The organism is Anaerosacchariphilus polymeriproducens, assembly GCF_003363435.1.
GTDB classification, from domain to species: domain Bacteria; phylum Bacillota; class Clostridia; order Lachnospirales; family Lachnospiraceae; genus Anaerosacchariphilus; species Anaerosacchariphilus polymeriproducens.
Map to the genome: position 1 here is coordinate 28,902 of NZ_QRCT01000026.1, position 19,927 is coordinate 48,828.

Consider the following 19,927-nt stretch of genomic DNA (forward strand, 5'->3'; position numbering starts at 1 on the left):
TCGCTCTCCTTTGTTATACTATTACAATTCACAATTGCCAACTGTTCTTGGAAATGGAACTACGTCACGGATATTCGACATTCCGGTAAGATACATCACACATCTTTCAAATCCCAATCCAAAACCTGCATGTCTGGTAGAACCATATTTTCTAAGATCCAGATAGAATCCATAATCCTCAACATTTAAACCTAATTCATTCATACGGGAAATTAATTTATCATAGTCATCTTCTCTTTGACTTCCTCCTATGATCTCACCGATTCCAGGTACCAGACAATCCATAGCTGCTACGGTCTTATTATCTTCATTCATTTTCATATAAAAAGCTTTGATTTCTTTTGGATAATCCGTAACGAATACCGGCTTTTTAAACACTTCCTCGGTCAGGTATCTTTCATGTTCTGTCTGTAAATCACAGCCCCAAGATACTTTATAATCAAATTTATTGTTATTTTTCTCCAGAATATCAATCGCTTCTGTATAAGTGACATGTCCAAATTCTGAATTTACGACTCCATTCAATCGTTCCATTAACCCTTTATCCACAAATTGATTAAAGAATTTCATTTCTTCCGGTGCATGTTCCATAACATAAGTAATAATATATTTGATCATACTTTCTGCCAAAATCATATTATCCTGTAAATCTGCAAAAGCAATTTCCGGTTCTATCATCCAGAATTCTGCCGCATGCCTGGTCGTATTGGAATTTTCTGCTCTAAAAGTCGGGCCGAACGTATAAATATTACGGAAAGCCTGTGCGTAGGTTTCCCCATTAAGCTGACCACTTACGGTAAGGTTGGTTTCTTTTCCAAAAAAGTCCTCACTATAATCGATCGTTCCGTCGGGATTCTTTGGCAGTTGAGCCATGTCCAGCGTAGTGACCCGAAACATCTCTCCTGCCCCTTCGCAATCGCTTCCTGTAATGATCGGAGTATGAACATATACAAAATCACGCTCTTGGAAAAACTTGTGTATCGCATATGCGATTAAAGAACGTACACGAAATACGGCCTGAAATGTATTTGTTCTGGGTCTTAAATGTGCAATGCTTCTCAAATATTCAAAAGAATGTCTCTTTTTCTGCAGTGGATAATCCCCTGTAGACTGACCCTCTATGAAAATTTCATCTGCTTGAATTTCAAAGGGCTGTTTTGCCTGTGGCGTCTCTACCAAAGTACCTTTTACAATAATCGCCGCACCTACATTTAATTTCACAATCTCAGAAAAATTATCCATTGTATCATGATAAACTACTTGAAGCGGTTCGAAATAAGTTCCATCATTCAGAACTATGAATCCAAATGTTTTCGAATCCCTTATACTACGTAACCATCCTCCTACTTCAACCTTTTTGTCCATATATTTCTCACGATTTTTGTATAACTCTCTAATACTGATTAACTCCATTGTTCGACTCCTTTGTCAATTATTTATTTACTTTTCTACTGCTTTTTCTGATACGAAATTCCATGTCTTTTGCAATTGGAATTCTTCTTTTATAGAATCTTTTCCATATTGTTTCTCAAAAACATCTACTGTGCTCTGCATTTGATTCGCATATTTTTCTACTTGTTCTTTATATTCTTTATCCGTTAATTCCAAACCTTCTTTTTTCGTAATAGCTTCTGTTATTAATAATAAATTCAATCTATCTTCCACTGAAGTTTTAACCTGCTTATTAAAGTCTTCTAATGTCAGTCCTGCATAGTTTTGTGTAAGGAATTTTTCCAATTCCATTCCCTGACTTTTGGCCTGCTCTGTTACCTGCTTCTTAATATCACTGATTTTTGCTTCAAGCAATCCTTTTGGAAATTCTTTGACTTTAGAATTTTCAAGTACTTTTGTTTTCACCGCATCAATTCGATTGGTTTGTATTGTAGTCTTTTTTTGTTCTAAAAGTTCTGATTTCAATTGCTCCTTAAATTCATCAATTGTCATATCTTTATTTGTATAGGTTTTAATAAACTCTTTTGTCAGTTCTGGTATCTTCTCTTCACCTATATAATTTATTTTAACGTTAAAAACAACTTCTTTTCCTGCTAAATCTTTATTACCATATTCTTTCGGAAATGTTACTTTGATGCTTTTATCTTCTCCTACTTTCGCTCCGATTAATTGTTCTTCAAATCCCTCAATAAAGGTTCCGGAACCTATTTTTAAATTGGCACCTTTTTGTGTACCATTATCAAATGCCTTACCATCTAATAAGCCTTCATAATCAATATTTACAGTATCATCCTTTTCCACAACTTGTTTATCTGTCTTTACTGTTTCCGGATAAGATTGCAAGATATTTTTAATTGCCGTATTTAAATCCTCATCGGTTACTTTTGCTTCTTCCTTAGCTACTTCGATTCCTTTGTAGTCTCCTAATTTTACATAATCATCTACATTATATTTAATTTTCGAAGCTGCGCTTTCATCACTCGTCTGGTCTTCTGTTTGTGATTTCTCATCTTTGTTTTTTTTGGATCCACAGCCAAATGCTACAGCTGCCATAGTGATACATAATACACCCATTAATAATTTTTTCTTGAACATATATTGTTTTCCTTTCTTTCTGTGGCTTTGTTATCGTTCCCCTTATTTTACGGGCCAATTCATATATTTTGTTTACTATGAGCACCGTACATAATACCATATCACATTATTTGGAAAATTTAAAGCACTTTTACCAATATTTAAGTTTCTTTCGTTTGCAATTTGCCAACAACAATGATACAATGGACAGGTATGAATTAGTTAAGGAGGATTGTATTATTATGAATAGTACACTAATAACAGTATTGCTGATTATTTTGGCTATTTTACTTATTGCAATTGTTGTTTTATATTTCCTTGGAAGAAGAGCACAGAAAAAACAAGCGGAACAACAAGAACAAATAGCTGCGGCTGCACAAAATGTTACTATGCTGATTATTGATAAAAAGCGGATGAAGCTTAAGGAGGCGGGACTTCCGTCTGTTGTTTATGAAAATACGCCCAAATTGTTACGCCGTTCAAAATTACCTATTGTAAAAGCAAAAGTGGGACCAAAAGTCATGACTTTGATTTGTGAAGAATCAATATTTGAATCTATCCCAGTGAAAAAAGAAGTGAAAGCTGTTGTCAGCGGCCTTTATATCACAAGTGTTCGAGGTGTACGCGGACCTTTAGAAAAAGTAGACACCAAGAAAAAAGGCTGGTTGAAACGTACCCAGGAAAAGTTACAGAAAAAAGTGAATGCAAATAAATGATAAAATAGATAGAACCATCCATTCAATTTACTTAAAACTGAATGGATGGTTCTTTTCATTTATTCTTTAATCATATTTCAACATTTCTTCCATATTATCATGAAGACGATTCAAATATTCCAGCATATCATCTTTTACTTCATCATTTCTCAGGGCAAATTCAATATTAGCTTCAATAAAACCGGATTTCGTTCCAACATCATAACGATGACCTTTAAAATTATAAGCATACATTGCTTCATCTAATGCCATACGTCTCAAAGCATCGGTTAATTGAATTTCTCCTCCTGCTCCTGCGTCCTGCGTTTGTAAATATTCAAAAATGGTAGGTGTGATTATGTATCTTCCTAATATAGCAACATTAGATGGTGCATCTTCTTTCTTAGGCTTTTCTACCAAATCCTTCACTTTGAATACTCTTTCTTCAATATGTTTACAGTCAACGATTCCATATTTGTCTACTGCATCATCCGCAACTGTCTGTACCCCTAAGACAGTCGTTTTATATTCATCGAATACTTCCATCATTTGTTGTAAACATGGTTTTTTGGAAACTACGATATCATCTCCAAGTAAAACGGCAAATGGTTCATTACCAATAAACTGTTTTGCAGTCAAAATAGCATGTCCTAATCCTCTCGGTTCTTTTTGACGAATATAATGAATATTCGCTATATCGGAGATCTTTCTGACCATTTCTAATGTTTCCAGTTTGTTACTGCGTTCTAATTCTAACTCTAACTCGATGGAACGGTCAAAATGATCTTCAATCGAACGTTTATTACGCCCGGTCACAATAATAATATCTGTAATCCCAGATGCTACAGCTTCTTCAATAATATATTGAATCGTCGGTTTGTCAACAATCGCTAACATCTCCTTTGGCTGTGCCTTTGTTGCCGGTAAAAATCTTGTACCAAGTCCTGCTGCCGGAATAATCGCTTTTTTTACTCTCATTAATTATCTCCTCCTATGCTTTTAATGAAAAATCTTTTGCGTCTTTTGATTTTATGTTCATTGTTATCTTGCAATCCGCCAAATGCTCATAATTAACCTCTAAAGCATAATTTACTACTACATCAATATTTTCTTTGGTTTCCTTCACGTCAACATTTCTGGCGGCAATTCCAACTAAAAGGCTTCCGAATGGCGTATCATAATATGTAACGTTCTTTTTATTCTTTTCAAAAACCATATGCACGTTTGTGATGCCCTTTTTTGTAATATCTAAAGAATCTTCCCCAATTTTAATCATGTTTTTTGTAATGCCTTCGAAGCCTTCCAATACTTCTTCATAAAGAACATAATGCTTTCCATTCCTTTGATAGTAATCTCCTGCTGTAATCACTTCTATCTGCTCATCTTTATCATTGGATTCAAACTGTAAACCTGCAATGGCAATCAAAACTTCTTTTGTCATTTTAGTACTCCTCTATATTTATTTGTTTAATTGTCTCAATATCATACGGTAAAATTGAATTTGCAAAATTTTTAAACTTATCAGCAGTATCGCTTACATAAAATTGATATCTCTCTTCAGGCTGATTGTCATCCTCTTCATTCTTAATATTTTCTTTCTCTAACATCCTTTTGAGTTCTACTGCAGTCTCATAGGCTGGATTGACAAGTGTGACATCTTCTCCCATAATTTTTCTAATGGTAGAGCGAAGCAGTGGATAATGAGTACAACCCATAATCAAAGTATCTATTTCTGAACGTTTCAAATCCTTCAGATATCTGGCAGCAATTTCATCCGTCACCGGATCTTTTAAAAGCCCTTCTTCTACCAATGGGACAAATAATGGACATGCTTTTCCTATTACTTTAACTTTTGGATTGTGATTCTTAAGAAATTTAGAATATATCTGACTATTAATGGTAGCTTCTGTCCCTATTACGCCTACATTTCCATTTTTTGTTGTATCTGCTGCCACTTTAGCGCCTGGTTTCACCACTCCTATCATTGGAAGATCTATTTCCTGTCTGATTTCTTCTAACGCATAAGCACTGGCTGTATTACAAGCAACAACAATAGCCTTTACTTCTTTGGTCTGTAGAAATCGGATAATTTGTCTTGCGTATTTTATGATTGTATCTTTTGATTTACTTCCATATGGAACACGAGCTGTGTCACCAAAATACACTACACGCTCTTGTGGTATCTGACGCATGATCTCACGAGCTACCGTCAGCCCGCCTACACCTGAATCAAAAACTCCTATCGGTGCATTGCATCGATACCCATCCATATCCATTTCCTTTTTTGCCATGATTTCCTCCATCAAACGTACTATTCACATTTATTTTACACGAAGTAGTAACGAAACACAAGATAGAGATTAGCTTTTTTCTTTGGTCTTTTCTTTCCTTTCTTCCATTATTTCCTTAAAAAATGTAAGTGTTTTGAAAGTATACTTAATTTTTATCTCTTTATCTGTCTGATTTGTTATGACTGCATACTCTTCCTCTGTAAGGACATGCTTTAATTCTTCCTTAGTCTCTTCGGAAACAACGGCATATGTCCCATCAACAAAACACAAACTCGGATAAACAACACACCACCAATTCCTTCCTACTCCATTTCCAATAATAATTTCCAAAGCTTCGTAATCTCCTGCCGGAAAACTACAATCCCCATAAACTTTTTCAGGAAAATGACAGCCTCCCAATTTTGTCTGAATTTTATAAGTATATCCTTTCTTTTCAATAAAACCCTCTGCTTTTTTCTGAATCTGTGACATATTTTCTTTTATCAATTCTCTCGTCTGCTCAATACTGGAAGAATCCTTTAATAGCTCTTTCATATATCCTGCTATGTAATCTTTTAATTCTATTTTCAAACTCTGATCTTCATTGCTGTTACTATTTGCTATCACATGAAAACGTATGACTTGTTCTGCTATCCCATGCTGAATTTGTTGTGCCTTTGCATTGTTTAAGCAAATGGCAGCAATCGCTGCGCTCCCCAAAAGAATCGATTTAAAATATTGTTTCCATTTCATAAATATGTACCTCCTGATTACTTTCATATATCAGGAGTATTTCCTCGTTCTTTTATTTTATTCAGATACCGGACCATTCTATATCAAATTTTATTTTTCTGTCATTAACATACTGATCCTGCTTCTGATTATATTTTTTCCATAATTCTCTATCTTGTCTGCCCAGCATAACAAAAGTATTCCACAAATCCACCTTTTTACCCCATGTTTCCTCCAATATCTTTAGCCTTTCTTGAATTTGCTTTTCTATTAATTCCTTTATTTCTTTTGCTTCTCGTTCTTCCTGAAGCGTATTTTCCTGCGAATTACCTTTTAAATATATTTTAACAGTAACTTCTGGCAATAAAGAATACGGTTCAATCAAATATTTTACTCTTGCTTTTTTAAGCGTTATTTCAGGCTTTCCATTTAAATAGTATGTTTTATTAATTATTTTTCCTGTACTTAAAAGTAACATTTCAAGTTCTTCTTTATCTAACTGACCATAATTAGTAACATTTTTTAAAATTACAGCGTTATCCATAAGAACTTCCGATTTTTCAGCTGGTTCTAAAATAGGAATTAATAGCGTTTCATTTTGGTTTCTCCAATGAGTAATTAAATTTCCAAGAGTAACTTTTTGTTCACCTTTCAATGGTTTATTCATAAGCTTCTCTAAGTAGGTCCCTAGTGAACCTTCCTTCTTTGAACCTCTGTCGATCACTTCTTTTGAATCGTCACTCACAAATATCATAACACTTTGTGAAATTGCATTATGGCTTTCTAAATACTTCAACATACTTACTAATAAATCTTTTTTTTCTAACAAACGCCGACCTATTACAATTGCTTTCAATTGACTATAATCCAATTGCTTATCTGTATTTTTAAGATATTCTTCTTGTGCTGCGGCAAAGTTCACACCTTCCACTTCTAAAGTAGTTTCTAGTTCTGACTCTTTATTCTGTTCTGTCACTTTGGATAAATCAGGAAGGTTATAAATTATCTGTAGATTATTTCCGGCATTCTCAGCAACATCAAGCCCTAGAGTCAAGGGAAATTCTTTCCGTTCCAATTCTGTATTTGCGCATCCAGTTAAGATAAATACAGATAAAATAGGAATAAACCAAATAAACCACTTACGCATTTTTAGCCCTCCGTTTCCAAAATAGCAAAGGTAGTACTACCATGATCGGCGTTCCAATATACCATAGATAAAAAGTAAACATCCGATACAATTGAGAATATTCTTTTATCCATAATCCAGCGAAAAAAACCGCAATACTAAATAAGTATCCCCATCCGGTACTATTATTACCTATAATTTTCTGAAATAAATAACCTCCATATGAAATGCAAGATGACAAACCAATTAGAATACTAATAAGAAATACTGCAACCAAAAATGCATCATATCTTTGTAAAAATCCTCCTGGAGTATTTAATACCGAAATTAATGTAATTCCAGGCCATCTCTGAGTTTTCATAGCTGCCTCTTGGAAAAATCCTAAAGCGATCGCATAGAGGCAGAGATTTAAAATTGTGACGGTAACTACCCCTTTTATAATTGCCTTTTGGACTGTTTTTGTATCTTTTATAAAATTTCCCATTAAAAACAGTACTGATATAGAAGAAAAACCTGCAAAGACATAATATACGCTCAAAACAGTTCTATTAAATCCTACGGTCACCAGTGGAGCCAGATAATCCATATTTACATCTTTAACAGCAAGTACAATCATTAAAATAAGTGGCAGCATTACAAAATAAAATGAAATTTCGCAAATACGCCCTCTTGATTCTATTCCTTTTTTGACACCATAACTGCAAATCAACAGCGTAAGAACCATAATGGCTGTCCTTGAACTTTCCAACAAAAACATATCTTGAACTACTTCTGTTAATAAACAGGATAAAAAGACTGCAATAATAAAAAAATGTATAAGATAAAAAATGCTGCTTATTATTAATATCGCTTTATTTCCTGATGAAATCGATGACTCTTCCCCCGCTTCCTTCAGAACCCTCATACGATAACTCAAGAAAACTGCAAACAATGCTGCTAAACTTCCTCCCAAAATAAAGGCTATGATTCCATCTTTACCTGCAGTTCTTGATAATTCTGTTGGAAGCAGCAGACCTATTACTCCAAAAAAATCTAAAATAATTATCCTTGTTATCTGGCGGTTTGATACTTTTCTATTATTTGAAAACATAATCTACTCCTTATCTTCTTTCTTAAAGCGCAAACGCGTTCTTTGATCTTTCTTTGCAAAATAAGGTCTTCGTTTTAACCCAAATAACGGTCTTCGAATAATTGTATCTTTTTCATCCTCATAACCATTCATATCTGCAGCACTAAAAGGCATTAGATAAGGAATTCCGAAACTTTCCAACTGAGCAAGATGAAAAAATACAAAAAACATCCCTAACACAAATCCGTAAAGACCCATAAAAGCGCAGAAAAATATAAGGAAAAATTTGATCAGACGGGAGGCCGTTGCAAATTCTTCATTAGGAATTGCAAACGAGCATAAAGCCGTAAGCGCAACAATAATGACTACAATAGGGCTTACCAGATTTGCCTCTACCGCTGCCTGTCCTACAATAAGTCCTCCAACAATACCAATCGTACTTCCCATCGGTCCCGGTAATCTTACTCCGGCTTCCCGCAGCAGCTCAAATGCCAATTCCATAATCAATACTTCTATCACTGCCGGAAATGGAACCCCTTCTCTAGCAGCCTGAAATGATAATAGTAAATTAGTCGGTATAATCTGAGCATGAAAAGTCGTAACCGCCAGATATAACCCCGGCATTGCCAATGCAAGAAAAGAAGCAAAATACCTTAAGAGTCTCGTAAAAGATGCTATTTCCCATCGATTAAAATAATCATCTGTTGTCTGCAAAAAGCAATTATATGTTGTTGGAAGCAATAGACATACCGGTGAATTATCTGATAATAATGCAATTCTTCCATCTAGAATTGCCATTGCCGCCCTGTCCGGCCTTTCCGTTGTCTGATACTGCGGGAAAGGAGAACGCCAGGAATTTTCTGTAAGCTGTTCAATAACACCACTATCTAAAATTCCATCTATCTTAAAACTCTCCAGACCGGATTCTATCTGGCTTAGTATTCCAGGATCTACTAAATCATCAATATACACCAGATAAACGACCGTATCAGACCGTTCACCCATCCGCTTTTCTTTTACTTTTACTTTTGTATCTCTTACTCTTTTTCGAATAAGAGCAGCGTTGACTTTAACTGCATCAGAAAAGCCTTCATTCGATCCTCTGATTACCTTTTCAGACTCCGCCTGTTGTACCCCTAAACCGGGATAACCTTTACTAGAAATTTTAAGTGCTTTATCATAACCATCAATGAATAAAATAGCGTTCCCGGCAAGAAGAGCAGCTGTGGCTTCTTTCATCGTCTTTAATTCTTTAATATCTGCAATCCCTAATCCATTTTCTTTCGCCTGCTCAATAATCTTTTGGGGACTTTCATTCATCATCTGCATAAATGTCTGTCCGATTACGGAATCCTGAAGAATCATGTTGCTGACAGCTACTTCAATAAAAACTAAGAGACATTCTACCTTTGTTTCCCCTCCCAGCTTCATAGGCTGCCTAATTATGTCATCACAATCAAGAAGTAATTCTTCTATCCTTTGTTTGTTTTTTGAAAGACTGCTTTCAATTTTATCTTGTTCCTGCTGTGGTTGTTTCATTTTATTTTCATTTTTTACCTGATTTATTTTCTCCGACATTTTTTTCTCCCTAAGATAAATTAAAAAAAGAAAAGGCTCCTAATTCAGCCTTTTCCCTTAGTTTAATCAAAATATCATTTTTTATTCTTGTTCTCTAATTATGTTAATCACAGTTCTTTCTTGATTTTCTATATGACGATTCATTATATCTTTCACAAATTCTTTGTCTCTATTTTTTAATCCCTCGATCAAAGCCTGATGCTCTTGCAATAATGACGGATAAGTACTCGCATCTTTCAAATATTCAATCCGATAACGGTATATCTGCTCCCTAAGATTATTTAAAATTTGAACTAACCTTTTATTCCCTGTTGATTGGTAGATCAAATCATGAAATCTGACATCTGCCTCTGCAATCTTTTTCAAATCCTTACTATTCATAGATTGTTCAAAAGCCTTTGCCACTTCCTTTAATTCTACGATTTGTGGTTGTGTGATAACTTCACAGGCAATTTCAACTGCAAGGACCTCTAGCGCTTTCCTTACAACCAGAACTTCTCTCATATTTTTTTCAGTCATTTTGGCAACTTCTGCGCCGCGACGCGGAATTGTCAATACCAAACCTTCCAACTCCAATTTTCTAATTGCCTCTCGGATAGGAGTTCTGCTGACACCCAAACGCTCTGCTAATTGAATTTCCATCAGACGCTCGCCTGGTTTCAATTCACCTTTCAAAATAGCTTCCCTCAATGTATTAAAAACAACATCTCGCAAAGGTAAATATTCATTCATTTGAATCTTCAAATTGTCATTCACAGCTATTCCTCCCTTTTTCTCTAATTCCTCTTTTGTCAAAACTATTTATACATTAAAAATACTTGTCAAATAAACCTTATCTGCAATATTCTTTCTGCGGAAATACTCATAAGCTTCTTTCACCTTCGTCTGACTGTCAAATAAACCAAAAACAGTTGGACCACTTCCACTCATCATGGCATTTAAAGCACCTTTATCCTTCATCTCATTTTTAATTAACTCTATTTCCGGATGGACAGGAATTGTTACTGACTCTAATACATTACCCATCTTTTTGGCTATGCCTCTTAAATTCCCTTTTTCTATTTCCTTAATTAACCCATCGATATCCGGATGTACTGTCTTCTCATTCAACTTAAGATTATCATATACAAATTTGGTCGAAACACTAATTGCCGGTTTCGCAATTAAAACCGGACATTTCTTCATTGGATGTAATGGTGTCAGCTCTTCTCCAATTCCTTCTGCCAAAGCAGTTCCTCTCATTAAACAGTAGGGGACATCTGCTCCTATCTTTACACCTCTTTTTTTCAACTCTTCTAAAGACAATCCAAGATTGAACAACTTATTTATTCCAAATAATACTGCGGCGGCATCACTGCTTCCCCCTGCCATACCGGCAGCCACAGGAATAAATTTTTTCAAATTTATATAAACTCCTTTTGATATTTTAAATTCATCTATTAAAAGTTTTGCTGCTTTATAAACCAGATTGTTTTCATTCGATGGCAAATAATAAAGATTGGTATCCACTTTTATGACCGGATTTTCCAACACAATAATTTCTACACTATCAAATAAATGTATTGTCTGCATTACCATTCGTACTTCATGATAACCATCTTCTCTTTTCCCAACTACATCTAAACCTAAATTGATTTTTGCTAAAGCTTTTAAATTTAATTTTTTCATATTGCTCCCTCTTGTATTTTGTATACACACATTTAAATTATACCATTTAAGTTAAATAAATCAAGGGATTAGCCTAAACTTTTTTTTTATTTTTGTCGATATAAACATTGAAACCAATCTAATATTTCGGTTATCGAAGTAACAAGGATGCCAAGGAAGGCAAGGAGGACAAGATATGAATATAAATGGAATTAATAATGTTACTTCTGTTCCAAAACAATCAGACCCATCAATTGAATATGGAACAACAAGTACAGACAAGCCCCACTCCACGCAGACAGATGTCGCAACCGGGGTAATTTATGAAAAATCAAAAAACATTGAAAAAAACTCAGAAAAGAATACCCAAAGTACCGACATTATAAACCAACTGAAAGCAGACGTTGAGCAAAGAACTTCTCAGCTAAGAACTCTTGTAGAAAAGATGATGACACAGCAAGGCAAAACAATTGGAAAAGCAGACGATATCTGGAGTTTTTTAGCCAGCGGAGATTTTACAGTCGATGCTGAAACCAAGGCGCAGGCACAAGAAGACATTTCAGAAGACGGATATTGGGGAGTCGAACAAACTTCCGAGCGTATTGTCGAATTTGCAAAAGCCTTGTCCGGAGGCGATCCAAGCAAATCACAAGCTATGAAAGACGCTTTTATTGAAGGTTTCAATGCAGCTACGAAAGCTTGGGGAAAAGAACTTCCAAGTATCTCCAAAGACACTTACGATGCTGTGATGAATAAGTTTGATGAATGGAGCCAGGAAGAGAGTAATAAGTAACAGGAAAAGGGGAGCCTCTATTCATATTGCAGCTCCCCTTTTCCACTGAAAATCAGAAAATTACCCGGGCATTTGATTCACTGTTTTTATAATAAGAATCGGAATCCCTTTTGGAATATCATTTCCTTTTAAATTATTCGTTTCCCGTACTTGTGCAATGGTTGTGTAATTCTGCTTTGCAAGATTCCATAAATCATCTGAATCTCTTGGAATATAAGCCGTAATACTGGGTAGTTCCTGCAATTTTTCAAAATCTAATGGCTCTTCTTCCACCTGACTAATAATAGGAATTGTGTTTTTCTGCATCACTACTGTATTTAAATTTATCGTTGCTTTTACTTCGATCTGATCACTATCTATCATGGTAGTAGTCAACTGTTCCAAATCTGCAGTTAATCTATGTATACAATCTTTATTAATATTTGGAGCTTCAATCGTATGTTGGAAGAATACTGTGCCGCTATGTGAATTAAATGGACTTTGGTCATCATTTGAAACATACAAGATTTCCACTTGTACAATGCCTTCAACAGAAATCCCATCTTCCACCTGATTAATCTCATCTATCTTAACCGTTCCGGTACTATGACAGATTTGTAAAATCTTCGCCTCACTCTCTTCCATTTTCATTCGCTCTGCCGTTCTGCATTTAGATTGATTCTTAATTAATAAAGATTCAAACGTACTATCGGTTCTTATTGGGATTATTTCTCGATCCAACGCATACAGATCTGCAATCATATCAAATCCTTCTTCTTGGTATACTTTTATAATCATCTCTAACACAATTTCTAACTGAAGTACCCTTTCTTCCCCATCATAGTCGGGCTTGGCCTCAAGCTCTTGACTTAAGATCCAAGTCTGTATCATTGGAACCATCTCTTCGGTGCAGCCCATACACTCTATTTCTCCATGGAAAGGAACCGCAGTTTCTAACCATTGTAATGGACTATCTTCTTCTTCTGCACGATACAGAACAAAAGTCAATACTTCACCTTTGATAAATAATTGACCCTCACCCAAGCGGACTTCTAACCCTCTTAATTGAATGTTTTTCCATAAGATTTCTTGGATATTTGGTTTATTAGATGGTAAAACAATGTCTTCTTTAATTCGATATGTATCTTTTTGTGAAACTACCATCTGCAAGCATTCCAGTCTTTCCTTTTTCACTTCAACTTCATCTAAATCGCCTAAATCAACAGCTACTTCTTCATCATACAATTCTTCTATAATTGCTTGAAGACTTACAATTGCATTAACACTAAGCTTTCTGGAATTAATCATAGAGATTGATAAATCATCCAACTGATTTCTAACCGTTACATAATCTCCCTGTTCAGCTCCATCTACATTTATAGTCTCTTCAAAAGGTATTTCTCCCCGCAGACTATTAACGTTCTGACTTTCTTCATTAACTGAAAACAAAACATCAAACAGAAGTTTCCCTTTAATGGAAACATGATTATCCCACACTTGCGTTTCTTCCAATTTAATTTCGCCCTTACTCTGAATGATATGGATTACATCAGGTTTATTATCTTGTACATTATAATCATCGTCCACTGTAATTTGCGTGACTATGTTTCCTTTTATTCGATTCATATGAATATTTTTCTTAATCATAAAAAATCTCTCCTATCTTGAATTCTATTTCTAATTTATTCAAGGTAGCAGAGATTTATACTTGCTATTATAAAGTTTTGTTCTAATTGCTAATTCACTTAGCAAAGTTTCATTCTTACATCCTTTGTCAAAACGTCTGTGTAGCTGAATGACAACATTTTAGATGGCTCTTCTGTGGTATCTCCTTCGACTTCTATTACAAAAATGCTAGGATAAGCCTCTTTTATAATTCCTTCTGCAACATCAATCTTATGTCTTCCTTTATTTAACTTTATCAATACTTTACTTCCTAATTGTCTACCCACAGATGCACGTACCTTATCAATGTCTTCTTGTCTCATTATCATCTTCTCACCTCATTCTGCAAACTGCTTTAATATTATATCACAGTTATGAATTAATGTCAAATTCAGTAAATTTTACATTTGTATTTCTATACTTCACAGGAATATTACCTTTTTGTCTAAATATTCTGTCTTTAACACCAAGTATGGGTAAGTCAGGGTTTCATGAACGGTTTCATCCTTTTTAGGCCCTAGCAAAGTTGTATCCAGATAAATTGCATTACTTGTTGTATACAATTCATTAACTTGAATACTATAGCCACTGGTCTCTTGCTCACCATAACCAATAGCAATATATAGATATTCTCCTTCGGTATAAGTTAATTTAAATTCTGATTCTTGTTTTTCTTCAATAGAACGTTTTAGTTCTTTTGGAATAACCTCATCTTTTACTACAGTAAACTCCAAATCACTTTGCTTATTTTTATCTGCCTTTTCCACACTACATCCTGATATCGATATCAACAGAATACTTACACTTATTACAATAAATATTTTTTTGAACACGCTGTCCATCCCTTTTGCTTTTTATCTAGTCTATTACTTTTTTACTATTTTTATACACTCTTTCCATAGTTTTCAGTTGTATTTTATCGAATTCTTCAGTATAATTAAAACAGTTTAAATAGATAGGTGGATTTTTATGATACGGTTTTTACTAATTGCTGCTTTTTTAATACTTTATCTTGTCCTAACGATACCGATTCTGATAATTGAATGGATTCTAGGTAAATTTAACAAACCAGCTTCAGACATGCGCAGTCTTCGTTTAGTTCAATGGGCCTTTCGACTAATGCTGAAAATTGCGGGAACACAAATTACTGTTATTGGAGAGGAAAACGTCCCGGCCAACGAACCAGTTTTATATGTAGCTAATCATAGCAGTTACTTCGATATCTTACTTACTTATTCCAGATGTCCGGGTCTGACAGGCTACATAGCAAAAAAATCAATGGAAAAAACTCCTTTACTTTCAAATTGGATGAAACGTCTTCATTGTTTATTCCTTGACCGTGATAATATTAAAGAAGGTTTGAAAACAATTCTTATCGGTATTGAAAAAGTAAAGCAAGGAATTTCTATTTGTATTTTCCCCGAAGGTACCAGAAATTATGAAAAAGAACTTCTTCCCTTTAAAGAAGGAAGTCTTAAAATTGCTGAGAAATCAGGTTGTGCCATTATTCCAATCGCCATAACCAACTCTTCAGAAATATTTGAAAAACACTTTCCAAGAATCAAATCTTGTAAAGTTGTTTTGGAATATGGGAAACCAATTTATCCAAAGACCTTAGATAAACAGGAACAGAAGTTTCTGGGGGCTTATACCCAGAAAAAAATTCAAGAAATGCTGGATAAAAATAAAATTGATTAGAATAGCTCCCTCAAACTTGAGGGAGCTATTATCATTACTCCATTAATTCCTTAATCACATTCTCATAATGCATACCATGTGAAGCCTTTACCAAAACAGTATCTCCCGGTTGAAGGTTCTTCTTTAACTCTTCTATCAGATTATCCTGTTTTTCAAAATGTTTCAGAATACAAGTATTACCTGTGTCTTGAACTCCTCTTATTAATTCCTTCGAGAGTTCTCCTGATGCAAATACAAAATCAATAACTTTTTCTCCAATATATTCGCCTACCTGATAATGAAGTTCCTTCTCTTTCTCACCTAATTCAAACATATCACCTACAACAGCGATTTTTCTACCGAGTGCATGTGTCAAAACATCAATAGACGCTTTCATGGAAACCGGATTTGCATTATAACAATCATCAATAATTGTATAATCATTTACTTCGATCATATGATTCCTTCCACCCACACTGGCTAATGTTTCAATTCCTTTTTGAATCTGTTCTTTTGTCAAGCCCAGGATTTTACCTACCGATGCAGCTGCTAAACTGTTATATAACATATGATGCCCAGGGAGCGGTATATGAACTTTATAAGTATCCAATCCAATATGAAAAGTACCTTTACTTCCTTTCAACCCTAAACTTTCTATTTCATCAGCATAGTTACCTGTCGTATTCGCAACACCAAAAAATGTTGGTGTAATACCATTAACTTCTTTGACTGTTTCTAACATATCATCGTCACCATTTAAAACAATAGCACCATCCGAAGTAAGGAAATCGAATATTTCTGTTTTGGCTTTCAAAATTCCTTCTCTTGATTTTAAATTTTCGAGATGGCTGAACCCTATATTTGTAATTACACAAATATCAGGTCGTGCTACTTTTGCTAAGCGGTGCATCTCACCAAAATCACTGATTCCCATTTCTACCACAGCTACTTCATGCTCTTTTTGAATGTTAAAAATGGTTAATGGCAATCCAATTTCATTATTAAAATTTCCTTGTGTTTTCAATACATTAAATTCTTGTTCCAAAACAGAAGCTATTATTTCTTTTGTACTGGTTTTTCCAACGCTTCCTGTAATACCCACAACAAGAATATCCAAATTCTTACGATAAAATTCCGCAATGTCTTTTAACGCCTGTTCACAAGAATCTACAAATATATAAGGAAAATCTACATCTTCTAATACTTTTTCTGAAAGAGTGCATGCAGCTCCATTCTTCATGACCTCTGGTATAAAATCGTGACCGTCAACACGTTCTCCTTTTATTGGTATGAACAAAAAATTCTCTTTCACTTTCCTACTATCAATGACAACTCCATCTATACCTAATTTCTGCTGCTGTTCATTTCCAAAAAAAATTCCAGAGCAGGCTGCCGTTATAGAAGCTAATGTCATGTTCTTCATCATTACCTTCACCTCTAACTATACTTTTTTAATGAAACTTCTATCAGTTTCTCACATAATTCTTCAAACGAAATTCCTACCGCTGCTGCTTCTTGCGGCAATAAACTTGTTGGAGTCATCCCTGGGAGTGTATTTGCTTCCAAACAATATATATTATTATTTGCATCCAACAAGAAATCCATTCTAGAATAAGTGTCAAGTCCTAAAGTCTCACAGACCATTTCTGCACATCTCTGCATTTTTCCTGTGATCTCTTCACTAAGTTCTGCCGGACAAGTTTCAATCGCACTTCCCGCCTGATATTTATTCTTATAATCATAAAACCCTTGAATCGGTGCTATCTCAATCACAGGTAATGCTTTTCTTTCTATAACGCCTACTGAAAACTCTCTACCCTGAATATATTCTTCAATTACAACTTCATCCTCATACCGAAAAGCTGCTTCCAATGCCTTTTTATATTCCTCTTCATCCTTAACTATATAAACCCCTATGCTTGAGCCGCCACAACATGGTTTTACTACAAACGGTAAATTTAAATTCAGTTCTTTAAAAGAGACAGACCGTTGTCCTTTTTTTATAGTAATGCCTTGAGGAGTCGGTATTCCCTTACTGTTAAATAATTCTTTAGATATCCCTTTATCCATAGCTAATGCACTGCTTAAGTATCCCGATCCGGTATATTTTATTCCAAGTAAATCAAATGCAGCCTGAATCTTTCCATTTTCTCCATTTTCCCCATGAAGTGCCATGAAAACAATATCTGCCTTTTGACACATTTTTAAAACATTAGGTCCAAAAAAACAAGTAGATTGATCCGTTCTCATAGCTTTCACTTGCTCAATATCCGGTTCCATGTCTTGTATTTCGGAAACTCTGGAACTTATTTCATTTCCTTTTTCAAAAATATCTTCTAAATCTTTTTCTTCTGTTTCATATCCTAAAAACACATCCAACAAGACTGCATTATGTCCATTTTTTTTAAGAGCATTACAAACCATGGTTCCTGTGATTAAGGAAACATCTCTCTCTGTGCTCAACCCACCTGCCAACACTACTATATTCATGATAAACTCCTTTTCAACGACTCATTTTTTCTTTTAAATAATATAATAAACACTATTTAAATGCATATAGTATTAATTGTTCTTTTATATGCAAAACCTGCTATATTATACGTCTTTTAGATTTTATCACGACCTATTTAAAATGGCAACTTTTATAGAAATTGTCAATATCTTTCTTCTTATTAAAAAAGAGGGAACAAATGTCCCTCTTTTTTACACCTATTATTCTACTGTAACTGTACAAGTAGTTTTTTTCCCGCTTTCTGTTTTTGCAGTAATTTTTGCTGTACCTTTTTTAAGTCCTTTTACAACTCCTTTTGCTGTAACAGAAACCACTTTTTTGTTTGAAGTTTTCCAAGTAATTTTTTCTTTTGAATTAGCTGGAGCTATTGTAGCTTTTAGCTTAGTTTTTTTGCCAACTTTTACTTTGACGGACTTTTCTGCTAATGTGATTGAATCTGCAGGTTTTTTTACTGTTACTTTACATTTCACTACAGTCTTACCTACTTTAGCTTTAATCACAGCGGTTCCCTTTGAGACTGCTGTTACAACTCCATCTTTTACAGTAGCTACTTTACTATTTGAAGAAGTCCAAGTAATTTTATCTGTTGTGTTTTTAGGCTTTACTTTGGCTTTTAATGTAACTTTTTTACCTACAAATGTTTTGATTTTTGATTTATTTAATTTAACAGATTTAGCCTTTACTTCTTTTACTACAACAGTACATTTTGCTTTTTTCTTCCCAACTTTAACTGTGATAACTGCTTTTCCGGCTTTGATTCCCTTTACTACACCATTTTTTACTGTTGCAACTTTTTTATTGGAAGATTTCCATGTCACTCTGTCTGTTGACTTTTTAGGAGTAACGATAGCTTTTAATTTAGCTTTTTTACCCTTTTTAATACTTATTTTCTCTTTATTTAATTTAACAGATTTTGTTGAAACTGCTTTTACTGTGATTTTACAACTTGCTGTCTTTCCACTTGTCGTTGTTGCTGTAATAGTTGCAGTTCCTTTCTTGATTCCTTTCACTACGCCATTAACTACTGTAGCTACTTTACTATTAGAACTTGTCCAAGTAATTTTATCAGTTGTATCTGCAGGTGCCATAACAGCTTTTAACTTAACTTTTTTACCTTTATAAACAGTTACTTTTGTTTTCTTTAGCGAAATACTTGTTGATGGTACATTTTGATCTTGAGTTTGATCCTGAGTCTGTGATGACAAAACTGCTGCTTCATTCGCATGAACCATTGGTATGTTACCAACAGGTGCTGCAGCTAAACAAAATGCCATAACAAATCCTGCCGTCTGTTTCAACCCTTTCAATTTTTTTCCTTGTTTAAATTCTTTCATACTTATCGCTCCTTTATTGAATTGTATTCTTCCATTTCAAAAACTAGTTCTGATTTAACACAGATACATTCTACATTAATTTTATACCAAATTCAACCACTTTTTTAATTGATTTTTGTACGAGTTGTACAACTCATTTCAATAAAAAAGTCATATTTTATAATAACTCGAAGCGTTATATTAATGACACTGAAAAAAAAATTATTCTATAATTCTTTTCGAACTTAAATAAAAGGATTTCACAAATTCAAAATATTAATACTATTCCATCACAGAACAGGAAAAAAAAATCTTATAAGTGTTGTTTATATTCAACACTTATAA

20 protein-coding genes are annotated in these 19,927 nt (G+C 34.3%); 3 read left to right on the forward strand and 17 right to left on the reverse strand.

Annotated elements, in window-relative coordinates; translation table 11 throughout:
• Positions 1–21: 21 nt before the first annotated feature.
• The gene (asnS, locus tag DWV06_RS09555; protein WP_115481960.1) at positions 22–1,413 is read right to left on the reverse strand and encodes an asparagine--tRNA ligase; all 1,392 of its coding nucleotides are present in this window, start codon (positions 1,411–1,413) and stop codon (positions 22–24) included.
• A 27-nt stretch (positions 1,414–1,440) separates the two neighbouring features.
• Positions 1,441–2,547 carry a trigger factor gene (gene tig / locus DWV06_RS09560; RefSeq protein ID WP_115481961.1) on the reverse strand — a complete coding sequence of 369 codons (1,107 nt, stop codon included), beginning with the start codon at positions 2,545–2,547 and terminating at the stop codon, positions 1,441–1,443.
• Between the two features lie 221 nt (positions 2,548–2,768).
• Between tig and DWV06_RS09565 the strand changes: the two genes are divergently transcribed.
• Positions 2,769–3,242, forward strand: a complete 474-nt coding sequence (locus DWV06_RS09565; protein ID WP_115481962.1) for a hypothetical protein — start codon at positions 2,769–2,771, stop codon at positions 3,240–3,242.
• A gap of 66 nt (positions 3,243–3,308) precedes the next feature.
• On the opposite strand, the gene galU is transcribed toward DWV06_RS09565, so the two are convergent.
• The 9 genes from galU to ispE form a co-directional block, all read right to left on the reverse strand.
• Complete coding sequence (gene galU / locus DWV06_RS09570; protein WP_115481963.1) at positions 3,309–4,199, reverse strand: UTP--glucose-1-phosphate uridylyltransferase GalU; 891 nt, start codon at positions 4,197–4,199, stop codon at positions 3,309–3,311.
• A 13-nt stretch (positions 4,200–4,212) separates the two neighbouring features.
• Positions 4,213–4,662 (reverse strand): DUF1934 domain-containing protein, encoded by a 450-nt coding sequence (locus DWV06_RS09575; RefSeq protein ID WP_115481964.1) that lies wholly within the window; start codon positions 4,660–4,662, stop codon positions 4,213–4,215.
• A 1-nt stretch (position 4,663) separates the two neighbouring features.
• On the reverse strand, positions 4,664–5,512 hold the full coding sequence (gene murI / locus DWV06_RS09580) for a glutamate racemase (RefSeq protein ID WP_235828934.1): 849 nt from the start codon (positions 5,510–5,512) through the stop codon (positions 4,664–4,666).
• A gap of 69 nt (positions 5,513–5,581) precedes the next feature.
• Positions 5,582–6,244, reverse strand: coding sequence for a stage II sporulation protein R (spoIIR, locus tag DWV06_RS09585; protein WP_162300614.1), 663 nt, complete (start codon positions 6,242–6,244; stop codon positions 5,582–5,584).
• A 61-nt stretch (positions 6,245–6,305) separates the two neighbouring features.
• Positions 6,306–7,370 carry a Ger(x)C family spore germination protein gene (locus DWV06_RS09590; protein ID WP_115481966.1) on the reverse strand — a complete coding sequence of 355 codons (1,065 nt, stop codon included), beginning with the start codon at positions 7,368–7,370 and terminating at the stop codon, positions 6,306–6,308.
• The gene (locus DWV06_RS09595; RefSeq protein ID WP_115481967.1) at positions 7,363–8,439 is read right to left on the reverse strand and encodes a GerAB/ArcD/ProY family transporter; all 1,077 of its coding nucleotides are present in this window, start codon (positions 8,437–8,439) and stop codon (positions 7,363–7,365) included. The genes DWV06_RS09590 and DWV06_RS09595 overlap by 8 nt, the downstream gene beginning before the upstream one ends.
• A gap of 3 nt (positions 8,440–8,442) precedes the next feature.
• Entirely contained in the window at positions 8,443–9,957 is a 1,515-nt protein-coding gene (locus DWV06_RS09600; protein ID WP_115481985.1) for a spore germination protein, read from the reverse strand.
• Between the two features lie 120 nt (positions 9,958–10,077).
• On the reverse strand, positions 10,078–10,752 hold the full coding sequence (locus DWV06_RS09605; protein WP_328587641.1) for a GntR family transcriptional regulator: 675 nt from the start codon (positions 10,750–10,752) through the stop codon (positions 10,078–10,080).
• 45 nt (positions 10,753–10,797) lie between these two features.
• Positions 10,798–11,664, reverse strand: coding sequence for a 4-(cytidine 5'-diphospho)-2-C-methyl-D-erythritol kinase (gene ispE / locus DWV06_RS09610; RefSeq protein WP_115481968.1), 867 nt, complete (start codon positions 11,662–11,664; stop codon positions 10,798–10,800).
• Positions 11,665–11,839: 175 nt separating this feature from the next.
• Here ispE and DWV06_RS09615 point away from each other — a divergent pair, with 175 nt between their 5' ends.
• The gene (locus DWV06_RS09615; protein ID WP_115481969.1) at positions 11,840–12,436 is read left to right on the forward strand and encodes a hypothetical protein; all 597 of its coding nucleotides are present in this window, start codon (positions 11,840–11,842) and stop codon (positions 12,434–12,436) included.
• 60 nt (positions 12,437–12,496) lie between these two features.
• Here the strand turns inward: DWV06_RS09615 and DWV06_RS09620 are convergent, their stop codons facing one another.
• From DWV06_RS09620 to DWV06_RS09630, 3 genes are all read right to left on the reverse strand, one after another.
• Positions 12,497–14,062 (reverse strand): DUF3794 domain-containing protein, encoded by a 1,566-nt coding sequence (locus DWV06_RS09620; protein WP_115481970.1) that lies wholly within the window; start codon positions 14,060–14,062, stop codon positions 12,497–12,499.
• Between the two features lie 98 nt (positions 14,063–14,160).
• Positions 14,161–14,409 (reverse strand): Veg family protein, encoded by a 249-nt coding sequence (locus tag DWV06_RS09625; RefSeq protein WP_328587642.1) that lies wholly within the window; start codon positions 14,407–14,409, stop codon positions 14,161–14,163.
• 93 nt (positions 14,410–14,502) lie between these two features.
• Positions 14,503–14,913, reverse strand: coding sequence for a protease complex subunit PrcB family protein (locus tag DWV06_RS09630; RefSeq protein WP_235828935.1), 411 nt, complete (start codon positions 14,911–14,913; stop codon positions 14,503–14,505).
• 136 nt (positions 14,914–15,049) lie between these two features.
• Between DWV06_RS09630 and DWV06_RS09635 the strand changes: the two genes are divergently transcribed.
• Positions 15,050–15,778, forward strand: coding sequence for a lysophospholipid acyltransferase family protein (locus DWV06_RS09635; RefSeq protein WP_115481972.1), 729 nt, complete (start codon positions 15,050–15,052; stop codon positions 15,776–15,778).
• Positions 15,779–15,812: 34 nt separating this feature from the next.
• Here the strand turns inward: DWV06_RS09635 and DWV06_RS09640 are convergent, their stop codons facing one another.
• The 3 genes from DWV06_RS09640 to DWV06_RS09650 form a co-directional block, all read right to left on the reverse strand.
• Positions 15,813–17,180 (reverse strand): UDP-N-acetylmuramoyl-tripeptide--D-alanyl-D-alanine ligase, encoded by a 1,368-nt coding sequence (locus DWV06_RS09640; RefSeq protein ID WP_115481988.1) that lies wholly within the window; start codon positions 17,178–17,180, stop codon positions 15,813–15,815.
• Positions 17,181–17,194: 14 nt separating this feature from the next.
• Positions 17,195–18,247, reverse strand: a complete 1,053-nt coding sequence (locus DWV06_RS09645; RefSeq protein WP_115481973.1) for a D-alanine--D-alanine ligase family protein — start codon at positions 18,245–18,247, stop codon at positions 17,195–17,197.
• Positions 18,248–18,469: 222 nt separating this feature from the next.
• Positions 18,470–19,603: an Ig-like domain-containing protein gene (locus DWV06_RS09650; protein ID WP_115481974.1), complete on the reverse strand. Its 1,134-nt coding sequence runs from the start codon at positions 19,601–19,603 to the stop codon at positions 18,470–18,472.
• Positions 19,604–19,927: the final 324 nt, after the last annotated feature.